This window comes from Marinomonas colpomeniae (assembly GCF_014803385.1).
Classification (GTDB): domain Bacteria; phylum Pseudomonadota; class Gammaproteobacteria; order Pseudomonadales; family Marinomonadaceae; genus Marinomonas; species Marinomonas colpomeniae.
Genome location: NZ_JACYFC010000001.1, coordinates 781,911 through 804,941, shown reverse-complemented (window position 1 = coordinate 804,941; position 23,031 = coordinate 781,911). Strand labels below are relative to the sequence as shown.

The following is a 23,031-nucleotide window of genomic DNA, read 5'->3' as shown; positions in this document are numbered from 1 at the left end:
ATTAAAACTCACTATTTTTTATAGAGAAAACAACCGTTAAGCAAGTTTACATGGATTACTACCTAAGCCCAACACACACGCAACGCTTTGATCTTGAAATCAAAAATAGCCAGTTCATTACTACGGTAAGCAGAACAAATGGTCGTGAAGCAGCGAAAGCATTTATCAATGAAATGCGGGCTAAGTATCCAGACGCCAACCATAATTGCTGGAGCTTCGTTGCTGGCGCGCCTAACAATGTGCATTTGTGGGACCAAAGTGATGATGGTGAACCAAAAGGCACCGCAGGAAAACCCATGATGAATGTTTTACAACATTCAGATTTTGGTGAAACAACGGTGGTAGTAACACGCTTTTTTGGTGGCATAAAATTGGGCGCTGGCGGCTTAGTAAGAGCCTACAGTCAAGCAACACAAGAAGCACTTTTACACACAGAACATGAGAAAGTTTACCCCCGTTCCCCTGTTGAGCTAAAAATCGCCTACTCTTTATTAGGAAAGGTTGAATATTGGCTAGAACAGAGTGACATAGAAATAACCGATAAAACCTACAGTGACAACATAGTAATTAACCTTGCTGTTATTGAACGTACTTGGCCTGAGCAAAAAGTCATACTGACGGATTTGTGCCAAGGTAGCTTAACTTTAATTGAACCGGACAACGCATAACCATGTACCAAACTGGACAAAGATGGAGTAGCCGCAACGAGCCTGATCTCGGCGTAGGCATGATAGTAGACAATCAAAACAAGTCTTTCACAATACACTTTCCTGATGCGGAAACAGACCGTCAATACTCACATGACCAAACCAGTCTTGTTCGACGCACTTTAACCGCTGGTGATGAGCTCTACTTCCAAGACGAAACTTATGTCATCTTAGAAGTAGAAGACATTGACGGCCTTATTGAATACCGTATCAACGATGATGACGATTGGTTAGAAGAATCGCTTATTCAGTTCCCTCGTAATGATAAAAACGAACTGGACTCTTTATTAGCGTTGTCTCCTGCACGTCGTATGTGGTTTGACTTACGTCGTCATACCCTAGAACACCAAGCTGCTAATGCCGCATCACCTGTTCGTGGCTTAATGGGATTAAAAGCGGAGCTTCTTCCTCATCAAATCTATTTAGCTCATAACATTGCGAATAGACCAAAAGCCCGTGCACTTTTGTGTGACGAAGTCGGCATGGGGAAAACCCTAGAAGCCGGCTTAATATTGCATCAACGCCTTTTAAACGGTCTATGTAAGCGCGTTCTTATTCTGACGCCAACCAACCTTCAACACCAATGGCTGGTTGAAATGTTACGTCGCTTCCATCAACCATTCTCATTAATAAATGAGTCTGTCTACGAAGACTTCATGGAAGGTGACGACAATCCATTTGAACAACAGCCATTTGTTATCTCGCCAATCGATTGGGCGAGCCAACACCCGAAAGCGACTCAGCACATGCTTGACGCAGAATGGGACATGGTCATTGTGGATGAAGCACACCATTTAGCTTGGCACCCAGAAACACCAAGTATTGGCTATCAAGTCGTGGCTCGTTTGGCCGCTAAAACGGAATCTTTATTGCTATTGAGTGCAACGCCAGAACAAACCGGCGAACGTGAGCATTTCTCTCGTTTACAACTATTGGATGCCGACCATTATCACGATTTTGATCGTTACCAAGCACAACAGAACGAATTCAAGCAGGCCGCCGAACTAGCAGAAGCTTTATTGCCGTTTAGTGAAGAAGACAGCGAAACAGCAGCACTAAACTGGAATGAAGCATTTGGCTCTTATTTGAACGAAGTAAAAGCCAAAGACTGGTTCGTTGAATTAACCACTACAACTGGCAGCGCTCAAACCCAAGCGGCAAAAGACGCTATTAGTTGGTTAATTGATAGACATGGTACTGGACGCGAAATGTTCCGTAACACACGGGCCGCTGTTGGTGGTTTCCCAGATCGTTACCTACATTCCTACCCACTCGAAAACAATGAATTCTTCGAGTCTGCAAGCCATCACGTATTGCCAGAAACGGACGTCTCTGATGGATTGTGGGAAAAAGATCCACGCTGGTTGTGGCTAAAAGAATTCCTAGAATGCCAAGCAGACAAAGTCCTTGTGATTTGTCACTCAGCAGACATGGCTCAATGGCTTAACGATCAACTAACCTTTGCTGGTTTCCAAAGCGCCGACTTCCACGAGCAAATGCCGTTGATTCACCGTGACCGAGCGGCTGCGTACTTTGCAGACGAAGACGGCGCGCAAATTCTAGTGTGTTCAGAAATAGGCAGTGAAGGTCGTAACTTCCAATTTAGCCATCATATCGTCATGTACGATTTGCCAGAGCACCCTGATTTACTAGAGCAACGCATTGGTCGCTTGGATCGTCTAGGGCAGCTAAACGATGTTCAAATTCATGTGCCTTATATAAACCAAAGCGTACAAGAGCGCCTGTTCAATTGGTATCACCATGCACTTAACGCTTTTTGCCGTACAACAGGTTCTGGCGGAAAAGTAGAAGAAGCTTTTGGTGACAGCTTACATTCTTATTTACATGGCGAAGATGACGATACAGATTTGCTGAAAGAAGCACACATCTACCACGAAGCCATTTTGAAAAAAATGGAAGCGGGTCGTAATCGCTTATTAGAAATGAGTTCTTGTCGCCCAGAAGAAGCGAAAGACCTTATCGAACAAATTAATCATCAGGCAACCAAAGGTCTGCATCATTATATTGAACAAGTAACTCACGCGTTTAATATTTATGCGGATTGCATGGACGACACACCAGAAAAAGCTGCGTGGTTCCTACGCCCTTCTACTGACATGATGCTAGAAGCGTTACCGGGCATAGAAGAAGAAGGCAAAATGCTGATGCTAGATCGCCGTCAAGCAAGCCAACGCGAAAGCGTCGCCTTTGCTACGTGGGAACATCCGCTTATCACCATGCTGATGGATGAAGTCCAAGGGTTTGATTCTGGTAAGCTAACATCGGCTATTTTACCAATTTCTGCGCTTCCAGAAGGCACAGTATTAGTCGAAAGTATGTTTGTGATTGAAGCCACAGCGCACCCGCGTTTAAAGCTCACACAATCTCTACCGATGACACCAATGTGGCAATTGTCGGATTCCAATGGCAAGTTCCTACATCAGCAATTCACCGCCGATAAATGGGCAGAAAAACTGAAAGGTGTACCAAACCGAGTCGCAGAACAATGGGTCGCGGCCTTGCGTAAAAACTTGATTGAAGTGCTTCAAGCGCATCAGCTAAACGCACAAGATCAAGCACGACCGATTGTTCATGCGGCTAAATCGACCTATCAACATCGTTGTCAAAGCGAGATTGATCGACTCATCGAATTGAAAGAATTCAACGAAGCGATTCGTGATGAAGACATTGAGCTCTTGGAAAACAACATGCAAGAAGGTCTCGTTCGTATTGATGAACACCAAATCCGTCTCGACGCGATTCGTATCATCTTAACCACTAAGCCGGAATAAGCTTAGTTGCTAGACATACTCTATGAAGATGAATGGTTCGCCGTCGTCAATAAACCTGCTAACTGTTTGTCTGTGCCCGGTAGGGGCCCAGACAAACTCGATTCTATTTTGCACAGAGCCGAGCAGGAATTTGGTGAAGCCTTTACCATTCATCGATTAGACGAAGCCACTTCTGGACTCATCCTTGTCGCGAAAACCCATGAATGCCAAAAGCGCATGAATGCGTATTTTCGTGAACGAGAAGTACAGAAAGAATACCGAGCACTGTTGCGCGGCAAACTGTTAGGCGAAGGTGGCTCAGTAAGAAAGCCATTACGTTGTGATTGGCCGAACCGTCCAAGGCAAATAGTCTGCACGGACGAATGGAGCAAAGACTCCATTACCCTATGGGAACCAATTGCCTATGAAGGCAATACGACACGTGTTCGATTAACACCTTACACTGGTCGTTCTCATCAGCTTCGCGTTCACATGCAAAGCCTTGGTCACGGTATCATAGGCGATGAATTCTACGACGATGAATACACTAATGAACCACGGTTACTGCTTCATGCTTATCGGTTGGAGTTTCGGCATCCTTTTACAAAGGCTTGGGTAGCGTTTGTAGCGCCCTGTCCTTTTTAGCTTTAATCGCAAATTTTCTTCTTTGGACTCCATTCAACGCTTTGTATTCTTAAGCATTATTCCGCCCTGCTGGGCGTGTAACTTTTACCCAGATCCGTAAAAGTAACCAAAAAGTCTCTTTAAAATCTTTAACGACTCATTCCTTTCGTACACGACAAACAATAGCGATTCGAACAAGTGCGTAAGGCATAGAGTGTTTCTTTAGGCTGAAGAGATACTTTCTTTTAATGACTCAGAAACACCATAAGGTCGCGCAACTCTGTTGCGTCGAACTAATATCTTCAGAGATTCTAATATGCAAGATAAAGCATGCATGTAAACATAGAGTGTTTCTTTAGGTTGAAGAAAGACTTTCTTTTAATGACTCAGAAACACTATAAAGTCGCGCAACGTTGTTGCGTCGAACGGAGTGTATCAAGATTGATAACATGTAAGATAAAGCATGCATGTAAAAACTGAAATATTCTTTGCTTCAGCATTGAGAAGATACAAAGATTGATAATCTTTGTATCTGTGGTTATATTTCAATCAGAACATAGAGCGAGGAGTATGAAATGCATGTTTCCCTTACGAGTGAGTTAGAAGCTCGAATCAAAGCAAAAGTTGAAAGTGGCTTATACAATAATGCCAGTGAAGTCGTCCGTGAAGCGTTAAGGTTTATGGAAACCCACGACGAATGGGTAAAAGAGTTAAAGCTTGCCAAGTTACGTGAACAACTCAAAATCGGTGAAGATCAAATATTAAAAGGCGACCACATCGAAATTAAGTCGGAGACAGAGCTGGACGCTCTTTTCACACAAATAAAAAGGTAAGCCACGCTATGAAAGGATTCACATTGGTCATTTCAATGACCGCTAAAATGGATTTAGACGCGATCTATCAGTTTAGTTCTAATGAATGGGGCAGCCATCAAGCCGAGCGCTACCTTGATGCCTTTAAAGTAAAACTCATCGAGCTCTCATACAACCCCAAAATAGGTCTAAAAAGGCAGGATTTATTAACGAACACGCGAAGTATTATTGTTGGTCATCACATTATTTTTTATCGCATTTCAGATCAAACACTTCAAGTATTACGCATCTTACATAAGCGACAAGATCCAATAAAACAGGTTCAATAGTTCAGCATTGCGCGTTTACACTGGCAGGGAATAAAAAAGCCTACTAAGATCAATAAATAAGAAATAGCGTTGCAGCTCTTTTTAAGAGATATGAACGCGCCGTGTTTTTCTATTAAAAAAATAACGTGCACGCTCGTTTTTCCAGTTTTGAGTTTTATGAATAGCTTTATAAACTGATTATAATTCAGTTATTTATAGAGGTTTTTAGAGAGTTTTGAAAATGTGTAAACGAGCATGAGTACTATTAAGAATAGTTAACACTCTTGAACATCGAGGAATAATCAACGGAGGGTGATCTAAATTGTAGCAACTTGTCAGATATAGGTTTTTGTTTTTTAATAAAAGAAAGCAACAACGCTCATACGAATTGAGTGCTTAAGGAAAGGGATAGCCAACAAATAAACTTTAATCACAAGGAAAGTAGTATGAAAAAAGTTATAGCGTTATTTTTTGTGTCCTTAATGGCTGTGTCATTTGTTCAAGCACATTCTGGGGGTACGGATAAAAATGGTTGTCACGCGGGATCAAAACCGTATCACTGTCACTAAACGTAGATAATTTGGGTCAGAGTAAAATTAACCTTAATGATTTAGGTCATTAGTCTCTAATTTCTGTTAATTTTCACTCTGACCCAATTATTGAGGGACTCGTTTTTTAGCTGAATTTGGCAGTTCGAGTAATTCTACAGCCTCGTTATAAGCAAATAGAGAATGGATGAAAGATTGAAAGAGCCCTGGAAACTAGATACAAACAATAAGTATTCCGAAGTTATAAAAAGTGTCTTTGGTTTAGCTACAGCATCATTGTTACTACCTGTATTTATGGCTCGTAGCTTCCTTGATATCAGCTCTGAAAAGCCACTATCAGAGATATTTAGCGGCTCAATTTATCTTGCTTGGTTATCATTTGGTGTGGCAATACTCTCATGTGTCTTTTATCAATATTTATCTGCCAAATGGGTTCGTATAGCATGGGGCAAAAAAGCTGGCATATTTTGGAGTAGTGACACAAAAGAAGACAAATTAGAGTGCTGTATGGAATTCAGCTTTTGGCTTAGTGTTTTATTTTTTATTGCTGGTCTTGGCTTTACAATATATTACTTTACAAGGTACTCAAGTGGCTTATAAAAAGACAATGTTGCACCGCTGCTTTGAGTATTATGTTGCTTGAGCGGTTTAGTGTCAAATTAAAGAATTGACGATAAATGTAGACATGGAAATTAATGCTGACATCTCGTTTGGGTTGTAATCCTAAGTGACCGAGCTAATTGAAACTATCAAAGATGTCGTAAATAAAGCAAAGGAGCTTGTTATGAAAATATCAGACGTTAAATCATGTGTGTGATGCGGAATGGCGTTCTTGCGAGGCCATGGTGGGACATTCCAACCCTTACGAGAGATGATGTATTAATTAAAGTATTTTCAGTCAATAGAAACGTAGAGAGGTTCGATTCCTTTCCCTCGCACCAGTTTTTCAACCTTGTTATCGAGTTAACCGTAACATGATAATTCGGGTCAGAGTAAAATCAACCTTAATGATTTAGGTCATTAGCCTCTAATTTCTGTTAATTTTCACTCTCATCCAATTATTGATTTTTAATAATTCGATTATGCGCGTTTACACTGGCAGGGAATAAAAAAGCCTACTAAGATCAATAAATAAGAAATAGCGTTGCAGCGATAACGTGCACGCTCTTTTTTCCAGCTTTGAGTTTTGTGAATAACTTTATAAACTCATTATAATTCAGTTATTTATAGAGATTTTTGAAAATATGTAAACGAGTATGCGTACTATTAAAAATGTTAGGCATGTATTCAGCATGATATAAAAACTATTGAATATGGAGGTCGTTATAATGTGGAGAATCACCGTTGGTTTAATTGTTGGGTTAATGTTTTTAGGAATTGGCGCCTTTATTGGGAAACAATATTTTGGCTCTCATGTGACTTTTACTACTCAAGTAGAACGCATGAGGGATGATGTCGTGGTGTCTCACGAAAGAGACATCACAATGTACTATCATGTCTGCCCCAAAATGGATGATAAATTTAGTTTATTTGGCCTAGTGAACAGACCTCCCGAGCTCTTTATTATTTTTCCATCCACATTGAAATATAAATTGTCGCTAAAGGATCTCGCTATAAAAGAAGAAGAAGACCAGTATCTCGTTACGTTAGGAGTAATCCAAATAGAGAAACCATTTACAGATACTGGGAAAGTCATCTCCATTGTTACCGATTCTAAAGCTGGAACAGCAGAAGAAAGGTATGAGGACAGAGAAAAATCCAGAGCAACAGACATAGCAAGTTACCTTACGCTGTCTCAACTGGAGAGTGATGTATCTATTATCAAGAAAAGAATGGAAAAGGAAGTTCTAAATTTACTCAAAGCAATTCTAAATACTAACGTCAGTGAGATTAAGAAAATTGAAATCACATGGAATGATGCCAATCAAAATACATATATTGAGAACGAAAAAAATAATATAAAGATTAAGCCACCATTTGGTGTCCAGGGCTGTAACTCTCTCGCACCGGAATTTACAGTTAACGGACTACCTCAACTATTCAGCGGAGACTAATAAGCGCGGCCTCCCCCTAGTCTATGAATTCAAGAAGCCTAACAAGGCAATTTAAACGGAACATAAACAGTTGGCTATGTTTCGCTTCGCTCCACAATTTTAGCCAACTATTTCTGTACGCTTAATGTGGGCATTAGATGTAAAACGGAGCGGCAATGATCAACGGTAGTTGTTTGTGTGGACAATGCAGGTATAAAGCTAGTGGAAATCTATTCGATGTTATGTATTGTCATTGTTCCAATTGTCAGAAAATAACAGGCTCTGCTTTTGCTATTTATGGTGGAGTGTCGCAGGATGATTTTGAGTGGTTGTGTGATCTATCTAAGGTAAGAGAATTTCATTCCTCTCAGTACGTTTGCCGTTACTTTTGTAACTCTTGTGGTTCAATGATTTCCGCTATAGACAAAAAAGAGAAAAATACTGTATATCTAAGCATAGGTTTATTAGATTCTGATACGGCAATAGTGCCCGAGTACCATCAATACGTATCATCTAAAGCGGAGTGGTACAAAATAATAGATAATCTGCCTCAATACATGGCAGAGAGCCCTGTTTGAGTGAGGGCTCATCTAACAAAACCTTCCAGTAGAAAAAGTCCAAGCAATGGAAATGATCTTAATACTTCTTCTGTAGCAGTTGAATCACCAGACTGGCACAACGATGTTTTAATAACACAAGGTAAGTCGTTAGGGAACGGTAACGCTAACTTCCTTTCTTTAGCAGAACTTAAAGCGTTAAAAAATACATGAATGTCGAAGGCATTTATATTGTTGATGAGGCTGTAGAGGATTTAAAACTAAGTAACATTTACTACGATCAATAAGAAGTTGGTATTAGCTATTACTTCTGGGATTGTTTACTTGTTGATATCGAATCTCTCATTTTTTTTGCTGGCGTCCATAGCAAAATTTCTGGTTATTACAGGTCGCTCTCTAAGTATTTCCCTTACGCTGTTTATTATGCGATTCAACACAATACGGCATACGTTGTTGCCGTCCTGCCCATGAAAAAGCCTCTAACTGGATTAGTGATATTTGATACTGTATTTCTTGAAACTTAGTACATTTAGTAACACTTAATACAGAGAAGCAGAAGAAAGCTTAATAACATTAACAAACTATATAGTTTATAAAAAAATGGCTTGTGCTTTTGCACAAACCATTTTTCGTTAGATCATGATCTAAAGAATATTCTCATTAGTTTTTATACTTTAAAGAATTCCATTTCATCTTTCTGAGCTTGAGCCAAACGCGCCAACTCTGTTGCTGCTTGTAGCGTCTGGTTGACTGCTGATGCATTCTGTTGCACTAAATCAAAAGCTTGAGTTGTATTCTTAGAAATATCCTCAGTAACACCGGTTTGCTGTACAGACGCGGTAGCCACCATTGCATTGATTTCTGATATCCTATTTATTGCTTGGGATACATCTTCAAATGAGGTTTTAACCTGATTGGCTAGTTCAACTGAGCCCTCGATCAATTCAACATTTTGCGTCATATTACTGCTGGCTTTCTCAGACTGTTCTTGCAACTTCAAAATAATGTCTTGAATACTGACGGTTGATTGTTGCGTTTTCGATGCTAAGTTACGTACTTCATCAGCAACAACCGCAAATCCACGACCTGTTTCACCTGCACGAGCGGCTTCAATAGCAGCATTCAAAGCAAGTAAGTTGGTTTGCTCAGAAATACCATTAATCACATCAATTACAGTGCCAATCTCGATTGTGAACTTTCTTAGTTCATCAACAATCACAGCGGTTTCCGTCACGGAGTTGTTAATATCACGAGTTAAAGCAATATTTTTTTCCAAGGTAACCTTTCCGCTTTCTATTGTAGTTAAGCTGATTTTTGTTTCTTCTTCCGCATTCAATGCTTTGTTGCTCACTTCTTGAGATGTCGCTGAAAGCTCATAAATGGCGGTTGATATTTGCTCAACCTGCATCTTTTCACTTTCCATATTTCTTAAGGTGTCATTCATGACAACGTTAAGCTCTTCAGAAGAGGCTGAAACGCTTTCAGAAATTTTCATGGAGTTACTTACAATGCCAGACAGTTGATTAGAGAGGACAACCAAGGAGTGGTAAATACCTGTATCACTAGATGACGGTGCAAGTTTTAATCTTAGATCACCTTCAGCCATTCTTTCCATTAACTTCGCGATATCTTCTGGCGCACCACCTACAGGTTTTAGAACTAGCTTATTCATTACAGAAAGCAAAATAAGGCCTGCAAATACAAAACAAACCAAGCCTATGATTAACGAGTAAATAAGTTGGCTGTTTGCACTTTGCGTAATAAATTTAGTTTCTGTGAAACTGACATAATTCCAGCCATTAACATCCATTTCACCCCAGAAAGACGTAAATGCAACATCTTCACCATTTACTTCTGCAGTGTAAGATTGTTCAGGATTTTCAATACTAAAGTTTTCGAAGTTTGGTCGGAGGTCTTTAATATTTTGGCCTAGTTGCTCTTTGTATGGAGAAACCATAATGGAGCCTTCATAAGCGTAGACAAATAGGTCTTTTCTATCCTTAAGATGACCAATAAATTGGTCTAAATGAATTGTTGTCATTAACGCAATATTAGGCGTCACTTTTAATGCGATGGCGACAGACACTTTTTTACCAGACTTACCATAATTATATGGAGGGCCTACGAAAAATGTCTTACCATCTTCAAACAATGCGTTGTAATAACTTCTTCCTTTATAGCTTTTACCTAAATCTTGTCCATTACTTCTAAAAGTAGCCCCTGTTTTATCAAACAAATAGACACCGTTTGCCTTCTTTTCAAGAATATTTTCAACAGCGGTAAGGCTAAGAGCATTCTCAGGTGATAACGATGAAGCACCTTGTATATGATCGCCTAATTTTATAGACGCTAAAATGTCTCTATAACTTTGAAATTTTTCGGTTATGGAAGCTTCTAACGTGGCATTTTTTTCACGAAGTATTTCTTTATTCAAAGTCATACTTTCTGATCTAAAAGCCATAAAATCCAGCATGGCAATAATAACGATAATTGCAGCAATAATAGCACCAAGGGCACCAATAACCTGTAGTTTAAATTTTCTCATATCTCGCTCCGCTAGTGCCTTTTCCTAAGATGCGTTATCGAAAGTACAATATTTTTATTACTGTATTTTCTATACAAACAATAAGAATCAAAAAATTAAGCTGCTATTTTATAGTATAATAATACTAACAAAGCATAATACTACTTAACACCTCCTTACATTTCTTAATTTTCTCTTAAGACACTACCCATCAAGGCTTTAGCGACTTATTCTTGACTATTTTTTTGAAAATGACTTTTGTTCTTTTATGAGAAAGATAAATAAAAGTGACATCAGAATCGAACAGGTTACTTACTAGAGAAATGATTAAACGCAGAGTAAAATCTATTTTGTATAGTTGAGGCTATTAATACCCACTTTTTATTAAACTCCAGCTGCTTCTCAATCATCACTCTTCTTTAGAATTAACAAAATCGGAGCAACACTTGGTTCAATTTAATCCAACCTTTTTATTGAAAAATAAACATCTACAAACCGTCTATGCGACGTTTTTTCGTAAACCAATACAGCTAGCAACAACCTGCGAAGTGTTTGAATTAGGTGATGGAGATTTTGTTGATTGTTATTGGTTAAATAAACCAGATCAAGGCAGTGCAACACCAATTGTTGTGTTGTTTCATGGCCTAGAAGGCTCACATAAATCACCCTATATTCAAGGTGCGATGCAAACACTAATGGAAGGTGGATATGCCTGTGTGTTAATGCATTTTCGGGGCTGTTCTGGTCGTGATAACCGTTTACCAAAAACCTATCATAGTGGACAAACGAGTGATGCGAAGGCTTGGATTGAGCATATTAAGAAAACTTTCCCTAACGCCCCTTTGTTTGCTGTTGGATATTCTCTCGGGGCTAACATGTTATTGAAGCTGTTAGGAGAGTATGAACATAACTCACCTCTTAAAGCTGCGATTGCCATCAGTGCGCCAATGCAATTAGACATAAGTGCCGATGCGATTAGCCATGGTAGCTCACGCCTTTATGAGTCCCATTTACTGCGTTCATTAAAGGCAACCTTGCTGCAAAAATACAAACAACACGATATGGAAGCCTTGTTGGGTAAATCACCAGAGCAGATTCAAAGAATCAGTACGATTCGAGAGTTTGACGATATTTATACGTCGAAGATAAACGGCTTTTATGGTGCTCAAGATTACTATATAAAAAATAGCGCAAAGCAATTCTTACCTAACATAAAAACCAACACCCTGATCATCCATGCTCTTGACGACCCATTCATGACGCCTTCAGTTTTACCAGAGCAAAACAACGCATTCAATGGCATAGCATCGAACATAGAAATGGAAATCCACCAGCATGGTGGTCACGTAGGTTTTGTAATGAGCAGCGTCTTCAAGCCTATCTATTATATGGAACATCGGATTTTGGGGTATTTTAATCAACAGAGATCACAACTTGCTACCAAACCGAAATAAAGAAACAGAACTAAAAAGCCACATAGAGCGTATTTAATTCATACATTCAGTTTTTAGGCTCTGTTATGAAACACTTTGAATATCTTCATTTACTAATTATCAGCTTCTTTTCACAGGCCAGTGAAAGTAACACATTAATGAACCTTTCCGATTTACGTTGGGAAAATCGACTTATTTTCATCAACGAGCCTGTCAACTCAAATACGGCACTGGCTCTTATGAAAAACCACATAACTGAGATTAATGAACGAGATATTGTCTGGTTTATTATCAACCAAAACGAAGCACTAACCAACTATTCAGGTACGCTCTCAACATCCTTCATATCAAAGGCTCAGCAGAAATATCGACTTAAAGAAGGTACTGTCACTCTGATTGGAAAAGACGGTGGGATTAAATCTCAGCAAAATAGAATTGATGTACAAACACTCTTCTCAACCATAGACGCTATGCCAATGCGACGATATGAGATACGAAATATTAAATAGACAGTTAAGATAAATATTGACTGAAGGCGATCATGTAAGTTTTGTGGTGGCCTGCGTATGCAAGCCACCCTGTTACCTAAAACGCCGCATATTGATGGATAAAATCATTTCTTACGCTTAAAGATCATTTTAACTTGCGACCAACGGCTTACCAACATAGCGACAAATATCAAGAAACATCCAAAAACCTGACCTAACGCCATAACTTCGTTAAACCAAAGGACAGCAAAAATAGCAGCCCACACTGGTTCCAAATTCATGATTACTGCGCTATGACTTACTGGTGCAAAGCTCATTGCGTACATCTGTAACAAGTAACGTAAACTTGTCGATATCAATGCACTGGCTAATATCCAACCGACAATATCCAGACTAATGGCTTGCGGAGCGCCTTCTACGACTAAAGACACAGATAACAATAAAACACCGGCTGTAGTTAGTTGAATACTGGTCAAGACTAAGGCGTTCATACTGACTAAAAAACGCGATAACAAGTTAAGTTGTAGAGCGACACAGAATGCTGTACCTAAAAAATACAAATGAGCAATTTCAAAGTCTAAACCATTACCTAGGGCTAAAAAGCCTAAACCAATTACAGCAAATGGCAATGCAACCCAAATACTCATTGGAGGTCGATCACCAAACATGAGTCGTCCAAGAAAAGGGACGAATACCACACCTAAACAAGTGATAAATGCACCCACACCAAGGTTCGAACTTTGATGTAGTCCCATCACCCAAAACAACATGGCAAGCGCCATGACAGCACCAATTAAGATGATAGGTTTGATATCGCTCCATTTAACACCACGGAAATATTTTTGCCCAATCAATAGCAAAGCAAAACCGCCGATAGAGAACCGCATTGCGATGAAAAATAAAGGTGGCATACCAGCCAATGATTCTTTTGAAAAAATCCATCCTAGGCCTGCTAAAATGGTTACCAGAACTAAAATAAGTTCGGCTTTAAAAGCAAATTCCTGCTTCAAAATATTTCCTTAATAATGTACGTAGTAATTGGATTTGATCGTTGGGTTTTGAGTGTAACTCTTATTTATTCAAAATATTCAGTACAGCCAAGAAATCCACAATTGAATCAATTTAAAATGTCACTTTGAAAGCTTTGCATTCCAAACTTGATTCGCAGCTTGATGAAGTAAACTGTGTCGCCAAGCAACCTTCTCTTCCAGCCTATCGTAACCGCCACCTATGACACAGGCGATTGGTATTTCGAGTGAGACACAAGAATCAATAATATATTTGTCTCTTGTGAAGATGCCACTATCCGTGAGATTCACATAACCTAGACGATCGTCTTTATGCACATCTACACCCGCATCATAAAAAATAAAGTCTGGTTTGTGATCAGCCAGTATGGTCGGCAATGTATCTTTTAAGATAGATAAGTAGATCTCATCATTTGTACCTTTTGGTATGGCGATATTGATGCCACCTGTTTTTTTAATCTTGGGATAGTTTTCTTCGCAATGCCAGGAAACAGGAACAATGTCTGTTCTATCCTGAAAGAAGGCGATGGTTCCATCTCCTTGATGTACGTCGCAGTCTAGAATCAAAACCTTTTTGGCTTTGCCTGAATCAACCAAGGCTAACGCTGCGACAGCAAGATCATTAAAGATGCAGAAACCCGTTCCATAATTTGGGTGTGCATGATGCGTTCCACCAGCAAGGTGACAGGCTACTCCGTACTTCAACGCCAACTCACTGGTTAATATGGTTCCAGATACTGCTCGGAGCGTTCGCTCTACTAACCACTCTGACCAAGGTAGGCCTATTTCTTTTTGTTCCGCTCCAGATAATTCACCACGAATAAAACGCTGCACGTAGCCCTTGTCATGTGCCTGCATAAGCGTTGCGAGAGATAAAGGTGCTGGCTGATGTTGATTCTCATCGGTGAGAATACCCTGCTCTCTTAGGGTTTCCGCTAATAGCCTAAATTTAGACATAGGAAAACGATGCCCAGCTGGAAACGGAATAGTGTAATGAGAATGGTACACAAGAGGGAGTAAAATAGTTTTCACCTAAATTCAAATAATCGATAAGAGACAGCTTCTGCGGTAAATGATTACGTTATCCTAACAAAAAGAAGTCAATCTTCACTATTGATTATACAGTATTGATTTTTGCCTTTAATTTGTTCACTACGACTTCTAAAAAACATCTTAAAAGGAATAAAAAAAATGTAATTAAAAATTAATTATTTTTTTTGCTATTAACAACAACATCTTATGATATTTTTACATTTCAAAATTATAGTAAAAACTTAAGAAGAATCTGCTGGAAACTATTGAGACTAATTCTAGTATTAGGTAACCTACTGGGTGTTTTTCATACACAGCATATATACTAGTAGTAACAAAACTACTGTCTAATGACCTTTTTCGAGAAAAATAAACATGCCTAATTATTGGCTAATGAAATCAGAACCTGATGCATTTTCAATTGATGATTTAGAACAGTTACAACACTCCCCTTGGGACGGTGTAAGAAATTATCAGGCACGAAATTTCATGCAAGCCATGAATGAAGGTGATCTGGTGTTTTTTTATCATTCAAGCTGCGTACCTACTGGTATTACTGGGGTCGCCAAAGTAAGTAAAAAAGCTTATCCAGATTATACCAGTTGGGATAAAAGTAGCCGTTATTTTGATCCTAAATCAACACCTGAAAGCCCACGCTGGTATATGGTTGATATTGAGTTCATCGAAAAATGGTCTTCAATTATAACGCTATCAGAATTGAAGAATGACCCCGAGTTAGCCACTATGCTACTGACAAAAAAAGGTAATCGACTATCCATCATGCCTGTTACTGAAAGCGAATGGACATACATTTCGACAACATTACGTGGAAAAACAAAATGACTTTATTCTCTAGTTTTTTACTACGGAAAAGATTAATAAAATGAAAATTTTAGCTCGGACGATTGTCATTTTTTTTAGTCTATTCAGCACATTTACCAACAGCGAGCCTCTTTACCCTAGTAACATCATCGATTCATTAAAAGACTCAGATCACGATGGCGTTATTGATGCAAGAGATGTATGTGAGAATACAAAACTGGGTAGTAATATAGACCACCATGGCTGCCCTGCAACACAGTTAGGTTTCTTCACGTTCAACTTTGATGTCCAATTTGATACTGGAAAACACCAATTAAAAGCTGAGTTCCATGAAAAACTTGAAGACTTAGCGTTATTTTTAGACAAACATTCTGAAGCCATTATTTTAATTGAAGGCCACACAGATAACCAAGGAACCGAAAGCTATAATCAGGTGCTTTCTAAAAAACGTGCTGAGTCCATCGCTAACGCCTTAACCTCCGAGTTTAATATCAAGTCTAATCAAATTAAAACATTTGGCTATGGTCAAGAGCGCCCAGTCGCCTCCAATTCAAACGAAGCAGGAAGAGAAAGTAATCGCAGAGTGAGTGGTGAAATAATCACACCGATTGTCTATCCTATTTCAAGTGATTTGAAGGTATTAACTATTCCTTTCGAAACCACCGAGAAGAAAGCGCTTTCGGTCATAGATAATCTAGGCCTGTATCTAGTAAGTAACTCTGAATCTTTAGTCATCATTGAAGGTTATACGGATAACATAGGAAATAAAATTTCTAATTTAGCGTCATCAGGACAGCAAGCTAATAAGGTTGCTGTAAAGCTTAGCTCTCAGTATTCAATTCCTCAAGAAAGGATAAAAGTCCTTGGATATGGACAAGATTTTCCCATTGCATCGAATAACACATTTGAAGGTAGAGAAAAAAATCGTCGCATTGAAATCACAGTTGCAACACGATTTAAAGCACACAAAGAAATTTCGTTAAAGAAATGGACAATATGGAACATTGATAATGACAGCTGAGTTATTCTAAATAAAATAGATAAGCTCCCCCCTAGTGATAGAGTCGCTCTCGCTCTTTTAACGACACAGCATTATCAAAGTAATACTGGAGAGAAACGCCAATATAATCGTACTCATCTCCTGTTCTCACAATAATACCGACACTTCCTATTTGTCGGTATTTAATGGGTTGAAAGTAGGTTTCTAAACGCCAGCCGATTTTATTTTCACTGTATTTTTCTCGATACACAGAAATACGCTGGTCCTTATCAACATAATAACTCATACCTACACGAGAGCTCGTGAGATTACTAAAAGTCACTTTATTCGAAATATAATTTGTTGTGAATGCAAAGTCCCCTAAAAACAATTCACCAATAAACTGACCTAAGACTTCACGCTCAGTATCCAAACTCTCCTCCATAGGCTCTAATTCGTTAAGCCCAACACCTAATCCCAAACGCCCATATTCATTATGTATAAACCAGTTAGAAGAAAGCTCTGATTGTGCAACACTATCGCTTTCTGAACCTGTAATTAGGTAATTGCTGTTCAATAACACTTGAGTTAATAAGTAGTCGTTAATTGGCATATTAATTTTAAAGTCGATATTTACTAAAGATTTTTCGTCTAAAAGACCATAACCAAGCCCAAATTCAAAGTTCGTCTTTTCCCGCTCTTGGTCACTCTCACTCTCTGATACAGCGTAAACGCTGCTCACAACAAAAAAGCTTGTAAAAAACCAGACAACAGAACGAGAAAAAATGATCAAAAGCACATCCATATCCAAATAAACTATACGGCTATTGTGACGGGTCTTTATCTAAGACTCCAGCGGTAAAATTATGATTATTATCAGTAAAAATGAAGGGAATTCAGAACACCTCTGTGATTCGAGAGCAAAGCCCAATATAATAGGTGCAAAGTCGATTAGACGAACACATTTTAGGTTTATACGTTACATGGCAAAAAAACTTTTTATCCAGACTCATGGCTGTCAAATGAACGAATACGATTCATCTCGTATGGCAGATTTACTTGGCGAAAGTCATGAAATGGAACTGACAGATAATGCAGAAGAAGCAGATGTTCTGCTTCTAAACACTTGTTCTATACGTGAAAAAGCACAAGATAAGGTTTATCACCAGCTTGGTCGTTGGAGAAAGCTTAAAGAAAAAAATCCAGACCTTGTTATCGGTGTGGGTGGCTGTGTTGCGAGCCAAGAAGGCGATGCTATTCGTAAGCGAGCCAAACATGTCGATATGATTTTTGGGCCTCAAACACTGCATAAATTACCAGAAATGGTGAATGCGGCGGGTAAACACATCCCAATTACGGATGTTACTTTTCCAGAAATCGAAAAATTTGATCACCTTCCAGCACCTCGTGTTGAAGGCGCTGAAGCGTTCGTTTCTATTATGGAAGGCTGCAGCAAGTACTGTACTTTTTGTGTTGTACCTTATACTCGCGGTGAAGAAGTTAGCCGTCCATTCGATAGTATTCTGGTTGAGTGTGCACAATTAGCCGAACAAGGTGTACGTGAAATTCATTTACTAGGACAAAACGTAAATGCTTACCGTGGTGACTCTGCAGAAGGTGATGAAACAGACCTTGCGGACATTATTCATGCTGTTGCTCAAATTGATGGTGTTGAACGAATTCGTTTCACTACATCACATCCGGTTGAATTTACTGACAGTTTAATAGAAGCATTTAGAAATGAACCTAAATTGGTTAGTCATCTTCACCTACCAGTGCAGAGTGGTGCAGACAGTATTTTAAGTGCAATGAAGCGTGGTCATGATCGCCAATATTACATCGACAAAATGAATCGCATTAAAGAAGCTCGCCCAGGAATTAGCTTATCGTCTGATTTCATTATTGGCTTCCCAGGTGAAACAGATGACGACTTTATGGATACGATGAACCTAATTCAAGAAATTGGCTTCGATCACTCTTTCAGTTTCATTTACAGCCAGCGCCCAGGTACCCCTGCGTCTAATCTAGAAGACGATACGCCTGATGATGTGAAGAAAGAGCGCCTGTCTATTTTACAACGTCGTATTAGCCAGCAAGCTTATGACATCAGCTTATCTATGGTAGGTGAAGTAAAACGCATTCTAGTCAGCGGCTACTCGCCACGAGATCCTGGACAACTTCAAGGCAGAACGGAAAACAACCGTATCGTAAACTTCCGTGCGTTTGACCCGCAGTTAATCGGAAAATTTGCCGATGTTGTTATTACAGATGCGTACCCTAATTCCCTACTGGGTGAATTGATCAGCTCTGAACTAGATACTGATTTTATCCTTCAATAATCAAAGGACACTTTTGGAAACTTCACTGATAACTCAACAAATCCGTTTAGCACCAGCCGAAGCCGACGCTTTGGTTAAGCTATGCGGCCAACTTGATGAGAACATCAAGTTAATTGAAAAGCGACTGGATGTTACTGTCCGATATCGTGCCGATTTATTCGATATATCAGGTGAAGATTCAGATCATGTAGCAGCAACAAAAATATTGCTTGAGAACCTGTATAGAGAAGCCCTCGCGAAAGCAGACATAACCCCTGAAACGATTCATCTTTATCTTCAAGAGTCAGCAGTTGAATCTCTAACCAGTAGCAAAAAAGATAAACCAGATCAGCTAATCATAAAAACCCGTAAGATTTTTGTTAAACCAAAAGGCGAGAATCAACAAGGTTACGTGAAGCAAATTCGTAAACACGACATAAACTTTGGTATTGGTCCTGCTGGTACAGGTAAAACCTATTTAGCGGTTGCCTGTGCTGTTGAAGCATTAGAAGCGGATCGTGTTGAACGCATTATGCTGGTTCGCCCTGCTGTTGAAGCCGGCGAAAAACTTGGCTTTTTACCAGGTGATCTGTCACAAAAAATCGACCCTTACTTACGCCCTCTTTATGATGCTTTGTATGAGATGCTCGGTTTTGAACTGGTTGATAAGCTAATTGAAAAAAATGTTATCGAAATAGCACCGCTTGCCTTCATGCGTGGCCGAACATTAAATAACGCCTTTATTATTCTTGATGAAAGCCAAAATACGACACGAGAACAAATGAAAATGTTTCTGACTCGTATCGGCTTTGGCTCAACCGCTGTTATTACTGGGGATACGACTCAAGTCGATTTACCACGCGGAACAACATCAGGTTTGGCGCAAGCTATGCATGTATTGAAAGGTGTCAATGGCATTAGCATGACGATGTTTAGTTCTTCTGATGTTGTACGTCACCCTATCGTACAACGCATTGTTGAAGCTTATGATCGTTTTGATATTGAAGAGGAAGAAGAAAAACAAGCTCGCACTCGAGCACGTCTTGCAGCACAAGCAGAGCAGTCGTTAAATCCGCCAATTGCAGGTGATAAGTAATGGTTGATTTAGAACTTGACCTACAGATTGCCACAACAGCAACAGAGCATTTACCCAGTGAAGAAGATTTCAGGCTTTGGGTAGGAAAAGCGCTACCAACATTGGGCGAAGAATTTGAAGTTACCATCCGTATTGTTGACGAAGAAGAGAGTCATGCGCTAAATCATGAGTACAGAGGCATGGACAAACCAACGAATGTCCTTTCTTTTCCATTTGAGGCGCCACCAGGGTTAGAACTGCCATTATTAGGTGACTTGGTAATTTGCACTCAAATTGTAGAAAAAGAAGCCAAAGAACAAAAAAAAGAATTACTGCATCATTGGGCGCACATGACTATTCATGGCATCTTGCATTTACGTGGTTATGACCATATAAATGATGATGAAGCAGACGAAATGGAATCGATAGAAGCACAGTTATTAGCGTCTCTGTCTATTTCCGACCCTTATTTGATAAAAGAGTGAGCTAACACACTAATGAGCGATGACCGATCGAGTGTACCCAACGATCAACAAAAATCTTGGTTTGAGCGTTTAACACACGCCTTTAACGACGAACCACAAAACCGTGGTGATATTGTTAAATTCCTAGAAGCTGCCGTAAAATCCGATATTATAGATCGTGACGCTTTTACTATTGTGGAAGGCGCACTAGAAGTATCTGAAGTGCAAGCTCGCGACATCATGATTCCACCATCTCAAATGGTGGTCATTAAATCTGAGGATGATCCTAAAACCTCACTTCGCAAAGTAATAGATTCCTCTCATTCTCGCTTTCCTGTTGTGGGTGAAGATTCCGATGAAATTCTCGGCGTCTTATTAGCCAAAGATCTACTCCCGCTTTTATTTAAAGACGAAGACATCACCATAGACGATATCTTAGCTCGCCTACGTCCTGCTAATTTCATCCCAGAAAGTAAGCGTCTAAACGTACTACTTAATGAGTTCAGAACAAAACGCTATCACATGGCATTAGTATTGGATGAATATGGCAGCGTATCTGGCTTGGTTACCATTGAAGATGTACTTGAGCAAATAGTAGGCGAAATCGAAGACGAAACGGACAAACACGATAATGAAGGCATCCAAGTAACAGGGGAAGCTGGTGTCTATCTTGTCCCTGCGCTCTGTACAATAGAAGACTTTAATGAGTTTTTTAAAGCCGAACTTAATGAAGAAGAGTTCGATACAATCGGCGGAATTTTGGTTCAACAATTCGGCCATGTACCATTACGTGATGAAGAACTTTTCTTTAATGATTTTGATTTTCGCATCGTAAAATCTGATGGCCGACGAATCAAAACGATTCAAGTATCAAAATCCACTCAAAATACACCTGATTAATATGCCATCATCCCACCCCATTTCAACTAACCAAAAAACGGGGTGGGAGTCTCGTATTTCTACCTTATTACTCAAACTCCCAACCAAAATAATCTATTTACTTGGTGTTTCTGCTGGCGCATTGGGTGTAACCAGTTTCGCACCTTTCCACTTTTGGCCTGGTTATTTTATTAGCCTCATTGTTTTTAGCCTATTAGTTATTTCTAGCCCAACTGCAAAAGAAGCAAGCTGGAGAGGATCATCGATAGCTCTAGGTTTTTTTGGCGCTGGCGTTTCTTGGGTTTACGTTAGTATTGCTGAATATGGCCAGGTCGGTGGCATTATTGCGGCGACTATAACCTTTGCTTTTGTTGTTGTCCTTTGTGTATTTTGGGCTTTTTCTGCTTGGTTATCATGGCGTTTAATAGATCGATTTTCACAGATTCCAACGAGCCTTTGGATCACATTAAGCTTACTTCTTGGAGAATTTTTCAGAGGAACATTCTTTACAGGATTTCCTTGGTTACTACCTGGCTATGCAGTTGAAAACACTTGGTTATTTGAACTATTACCCCTTGGCGGTATCTGGTTAACGAGCGCCTGCGTCATTTTAACCTCTAGCCTTATCGCCAGTATTTTATTAAAAAAAACGAATCAACTAGTCATTCTACTGGCTGTGCTTATTATTTGGTTAGGTTCTGCTTTTCTAACGTATTCTCCTATTACTTGGGTCCAGCAAACAGGCACATTAAAAACCACTTTAGTCCAAGGTAATATCAAACAAGATGAAAAATGGCTGGCTCGTATGGCTAGCCAATCTCTCGCTTATTATCAACAAACAACAATAGAACACTTAGACAGTGAATTAATTGTTTGGCCAGAAACCGCTATTACTTACTCTCTCCCTCAGATAAGACCTCATCTAAAGTCTTTCAGTGAAGAACTAGCTAAAAGCAACACGACTTTAATCACAGGTGTTCCAGATCTAAGCCCAAACCAACAAGATTACTACAATGCAATTTGGGCAACAGGCGATGGATTTGGCCTTTACTACAAGCGTAGATTAGTTCCATTCGGTGAATACATTCCTTTGGCCAGCTATGTTGGCCCCATTTTGGATGTCTTTGGCATGCCAATGTCTGCATTTAAATCAGGTGATAGCAATCAGCCTGTTTTACAGGTCGGTGAATGGGGCATTGCACCATTTATCTGTTATGAAATTGTTTATGCAGAACAGGTTAGAAAAATGGTTCGAGACAGTGATTTCTTAATCACTATCAGTAATGACGCTTGGTTTGGCTCATCAATAGGTCCTTGGCAACACCTACAAATAGCTCAGTTTAGAGCAAAAGAATCAGGTCGTTATGTGATTCGTGCAACAAATACAGGTATCACAGCCTTTATTGATGAACAGGGTCAGATAGTTGCTCAAGCGCCACAATTTAAACAAACAACACTCACCGCAGAAGCAAAGGCGTTTACAGGCATTACACCTTATGTAAATTGGGGATATTGGCCAACGTTACTATTACTGATTAGCTGTATGGTGTTTTCATTTTTGAGTGGTTTATTGGTAAGGCGTAAGAGCAAGCAATAATGACAAAGTATGAAGCTTAATAGAAAACGAGC

General features: G+C 39.4%; 22 protein-coding genes. 18 read left to right on the top strand and 4 right to left on the bottom strand.

Features of this window, described 5'->3' with window-relative positions:
* The first annotated feature begins 50 nt into the window (after nucleotides 1-50).
* The 9 genes from IF202_RS03800 (at nucleotide 51) to IF202_RS17760 (ending at nucleotide 8,381) form a co-directional block, all read left to right on the top strand.
* Nucleotides 51-668: a YigZ family protein gene (locus IF202_RS03800; RefSeq protein ID WP_191593523.1), complete on the top strand. Its 618-nt coding sequence runs from the start codon at nucleotides 51-53 to the stop codon at nucleotides 666-668.
* 2 nt (nucleotides 669-670) lie between these two features.
* Nucleotides 671-3,499 (top strand): RNA polymerase-associated protein RapA, encoded by a 2,829-nt coding sequence (gene rapA / locus IF202_RS03795; RefSeq protein ID WP_191593522.1) that lies wholly within the window; start codon nucleotides 671-673, stop codon nucleotides 3,497-3,499.
* A 6-nt stretch (nucleotides 3,500-3,505) separates the two neighbouring features.
* Nucleotides 3,506-4,123, top strand: coding sequence for an RluA family pseudouridine synthase (locus IF202_RS03790; protein ID WP_191593521.1), 618 nt, complete (start codon nucleotides 3,506-3,508; stop codon nucleotides 4,121-4,123).
* 554 nt (nucleotides 4,124-4,677) lie between these two features.
* Nucleotides 4,678-4,935 carry a type II toxin-antitoxin system ParD family antitoxin gene (locus IF202_RS03785; RefSeq protein ID WP_191593520.1) on the top strand — a complete coding sequence of 86 codons (258 nt, stop codon included), beginning with the start codon at nucleotides 4,678-4,680 and terminating at the stop codon, nucleotides 4,933-4,935.
* An 8-nt stretch (nucleotides 4,936-4,943) separates the two neighbouring features.
* Nucleotides 4,944-5,243: a type II toxin-antitoxin system RelE/ParE family toxin gene (locus IF202_RS03780; protein WP_191593519.1), complete on the top strand. Its 300-nt coding sequence runs from the start codon at nucleotides 4,944-4,946 to the stop codon at nucleotides 5,241-5,243.
* Between the two features lie 425 nt (nucleotides 5,244-5,668).
* Entirely contained in the window at nucleotides 5,669-5,791 is a 123-nt protein-coding gene (locus IF202_RS03775; RefSeq protein ID WP_191593518.1) for a YHYH domain-containing protein, read from the top strand.
* A 162-nt stretch (nucleotides 5,792-5,953) separates the two neighbouring features.
* A complete protein-coding gene (locus tag IF202_RS03770) occupies nucleotides 5,954-6,370 on the top strand; it encodes a hypothetical protein (RefSeq protein WP_191593517.1) in 417 nt (138 codons plus the stop codon).
* A 728-nt stretch (nucleotides 6,371-7,098) separates the two neighbouring features.
* A complete protein-coding gene (locus tag IF202_RS03765; RefSeq protein ID WP_191593516.1) occupies nucleotides 7,099-7,824 on the top strand; it encodes a hypothetical protein in 726 nt (241 codons plus the stop codon).
* A gap of 155 nt (nucleotides 7,825-7,979) precedes the next feature.
* Nucleotides 7,980-8,381 carry a GFA family protein gene (locus tag IF202_RS17760; RefSeq protein ID WP_407943808.1) on the top strand — a complete coding sequence of 134 codons (402 nt, stop codon included), beginning with the start codon at nucleotides 7,980-7,982 and terminating at the stop codon, nucleotides 8,379-8,381.
* Nucleotides 8,382-9,027: 646 nt separating this feature from the next.
* On the opposite strand, the gene IF202_RS03755 is transcribed toward IF202_RS17760, so the two are convergent.
* Entirely contained in the window at nucleotides 9,028-10,905 is a 1,878-nt protein-coding gene (locus tag IF202_RS03755) for a methyl-accepting chemotaxis protein (protein ID WP_191593514.1), read from the bottom strand.
* A gap of 425 nt (nucleotides 10,906-11,330) precedes the next feature.
* Between IF202_RS03755 and IF202_RS03750 the strand changes: the two genes are divergently transcribed.
* Together IF202_RS03750 and IF202_RS03745 are read left to right on the top strand one after the other, a co-directional pair.
* Nucleotides 11,331-12,338 (top strand): hydrolase, encoded by a 1,008-nt coding sequence (locus IF202_RS03750; protein ID WP_191593513.1) that lies wholly within the window; start codon nucleotides 11,331-11,333, stop codon nucleotides 12,336-12,338.
* Nucleotides 12,339-12,403: 65 nt separating this feature from the next.
* Nucleotides 12,404-12,826, top strand: coding sequence for a DUF4174 domain-containing protein (locus tag IF202_RS03745; RefSeq protein ID WP_191593512.1), 423 nt, complete (start codon nucleotides 12,404-12,406; stop codon nucleotides 12,824-12,826).
* A 104-nt stretch (nucleotides 12,827-12,930) separates the two neighbouring features.
* On the opposite strand, the gene IF202_RS03740 is transcribed toward IF202_RS03745, so the two are convergent.
* Both IF202_RS03740 and IF202_RS03735 read right to left on the bottom strand, forming a co-directional pair.
* Nucleotides 12,931-13,815, bottom strand: a complete 885-nt coding sequence (locus IF202_RS03740) for a DMT family transporter (protein ID WP_191593511.1) — start codon at nucleotides 13,813-13,815, stop codon at nucleotides 12,931-12,933.
* Between the two features lie 120 nt (nucleotides 13,816-13,935).
* The gene (locus IF202_RS03735) at nucleotides 13,936-14,865 is read right to left on the bottom strand and encodes a histone deacetylase family protein (protein WP_328797188.1); all 930 of its coding nucleotides are present in this window, start codon (nucleotides 14,863-14,865) and stop codon (nucleotides 13,936-13,938) included.
* A 375-nt stretch (nucleotides 14,866-15,240) separates the two neighbouring features.
* On the opposite strand from IF202_RS03735, the gene IF202_RS03730 reads away from it, so the two are divergent.
* Both IF202_RS03730 and IF202_RS03725 read left to right on the top strand, forming a co-directional pair.
* Complete coding sequence (locus tag IF202_RS03730) at nucleotides 15,241-15,708, top strand: EVE domain-containing protein (protein WP_191593510.1); 468 nt, start codon at nucleotides 15,241-15,243, stop codon at nucleotides 15,706-15,708.
* A gap of 40 nt (nucleotides 15,709-15,748) precedes the next feature.
* Entirely contained in the window at nucleotides 15,749-16,708 is a 960-nt protein-coding gene (locus IF202_RS03725; protein WP_191593509.1) for an OmpA family protein, read from the top strand.
* A 31-nt stretch (nucleotides 16,709-16,739) separates the two neighbouring features.
* On the opposite strand, the gene IF202_RS03720 is transcribed toward IF202_RS03725, so the two are convergent.
* The gene (locus IF202_RS03720; protein ID WP_206705352.1) at nucleotides 16,740-17,465 is read right to left on the bottom strand and encodes a hypothetical protein; all 726 of its coding nucleotides are present in this window, start codon (nucleotides 17,463-17,465) and stop codon (nucleotides 16,740-16,742) included.
* A gap of 184 nt (nucleotides 17,466-17,649) precedes the next feature.
* On the opposite strand from IF202_RS03720, the gene miaB reads away from it, so the two are divergent.
* The 5 genes from miaB to lnt are packed head-to-tail and all read left to right on the top strand — an operon-like array spanning nucleotide 17,650 to nucleotide 22,999.
* Complete coding sequence (gene miaB / locus IF202_RS03715) at nucleotides 17,650-19,005, top strand: tRNA (N6-isopentenyl adenosine(37)-C2)-methylthiotransferase MiaB (RefSeq protein ID WP_191593508.1); 1,356 nt, start codon at nucleotides 17,650-17,652, stop codon at nucleotides 19,003-19,005.
* Nucleotides 19,006-19,018: 13 nt separating this feature from the next.
* Nucleotides 19,019-20,080: a PhoH family protein gene (locus IF202_RS03710; protein WP_191593507.1), complete on the top strand. Its 1,062-nt coding sequence runs from the start codon at nucleotides 19,019-19,021 to the stop codon at nucleotides 20,078-20,080.
* Nucleotides 20,080-20,544: an rRNA maturation RNase YbeY gene (gene ybeY, locus IF202_RS03705; RefSeq protein WP_191593506.1), complete on the top strand. Its 465-nt coding sequence runs from the start codon at nucleotides 20,080-20,082 to the stop codon at nucleotides 20,542-20,544. Before IF202_RS03710 ends, ybeY begins: the two co-directional genes overlap by 1 nt.
* A gap of 12 nt (nucleotides 20,545-20,556) precedes the next feature.
* Nucleotides 20,557-21,423 carry an HlyC/CorC family transporter gene (locus tag IF202_RS03700; RefSeq protein ID WP_191593505.1) on the top strand — a complete coding sequence of 289 codons (867 nt, stop codon included), beginning with the start codon at nucleotides 20,557-20,559 and terminating at the stop codon, nucleotides 21,421-21,423.
* Nucleotides 21,365-22,999, top strand: a complete 1,635-nt coding sequence (gene lnt / locus IF202_RS03695) for an apolipoprotein N-acyltransferase (protein ID WP_235963223.1) — start codon at nucleotides 21,365-21,367, stop codon at nucleotides 22,997-22,999. The genes IF202_RS03700 and lnt overlap by 59 nt, the downstream gene beginning before the upstream one ends.
* Nucleotides 23,000-23,031: the final 32 nt, after the last annotated feature.

Bases quoted from the DNA above. Each gene is read 5' to 3' on its own strand.
- IF202_RS03800 (WP_191593523.1), top strand. From the start codon at position 51: ATGGATTACTACCTAAGCCCAACACACACGCAACGCTTTGATCTTGAA.
- rapA (WP_191593522.1), top strand. From the start codon at position 671: ATGTACCAAACTGGACAAAGATGGAGTAGCCGCAACGAGCCTGATCTC.
- IF202_RS03785 (WP_191593520.1), top strand. From the start codon at position 4,678: ATGCATGTTTCCCTTACGAGTGAGTTAGAAGCTCGAATCAAAGCAAAA.
- IF202_RS03780 (WP_191593519.1), top strand. From the start codon at position 4,944: ATGAAAGGATTCACATTGGTCATTTCAATGACCGCTAAAATGGATTTA.
- IF202_RS03775 (WP_191593518.1), top strand. From the start codon at position 5,669: ATGAAAAAAGTTATAGCGTTATTTTTTGTGTCCTTAATGGCTGTGTCA.
- IF202_RS03770 (WP_191593517.1), top strand. From the start codon at position 5,954: ATGGATGAAAGATTGAAAGAGCCCTGGAAACTAGATACAAACAATAAG.
- IF202_RS03765 (WP_191593516.1), top strand. From the start codon at position 7,099: ATGTGGAGAATCACCGTTGGTTTAATTGTTGGGTTAATGTTTTTAGGA.
- IF202_RS17760 (WP_407943808.1), top strand. From the start codon at position 7,980: ATGATCAACGGTAGTTGTTTGTGTGGACAATGCAGGTATAAAGCTAGT.
- IF202_RS03755 (WP_191593514.1), bottom strand. From the start codon at position 10,905: ATGAGAAAATTTAAACTACAGGTTATTGGTGCCCTTGGTGCTATTATT.
- IF202_RS03745 (WP_191593512.1), top strand. From the start codon at position 12,404: ATGAAACACTTTGAATATCTTCATTTACTAATTATCAGCTTCTTTTCA.
- IF202_RS03730 (WP_191593510.1), top strand. From the start codon at position 15,241: ATGCCTAATTATTGGCTAATGAAATCAGAACCTGATGCATTTTCAATT.
- IF202_RS03725 (WP_191593509.1), top strand. From the start codon at position 15,749: ATGAAAATTTTAGCTCGGACGATTGTCATTTTTTTTAGTCTATTCAGC.
- miaB (WP_191593508.1), top strand. From the start codon at position 17,650: ATGGCAAAAAAACTTTTTATCCAGACTCATGGCTGTCAAATGAACGAA.
- ybeY (WP_191593506.1), top strand. From the start codon at position 20,080: ATGGTTGATTTAGAACTTGACCTACAGATTGCCACAACAGCAACAGAG.
- IF202_RS03700 (WP_191593505.1), top strand. From the start codon at position 20,557: ATGAGCGATGACCGATCGAGTGTACCCAACGATCAACAAAAATCTTGG.
- lnt (WP_235963223.1), top strand. From the start codon at position 21,365: ATGGCCGACGAATCAAAACGATTCAAGTATCAAAATCCACTCAAAATA.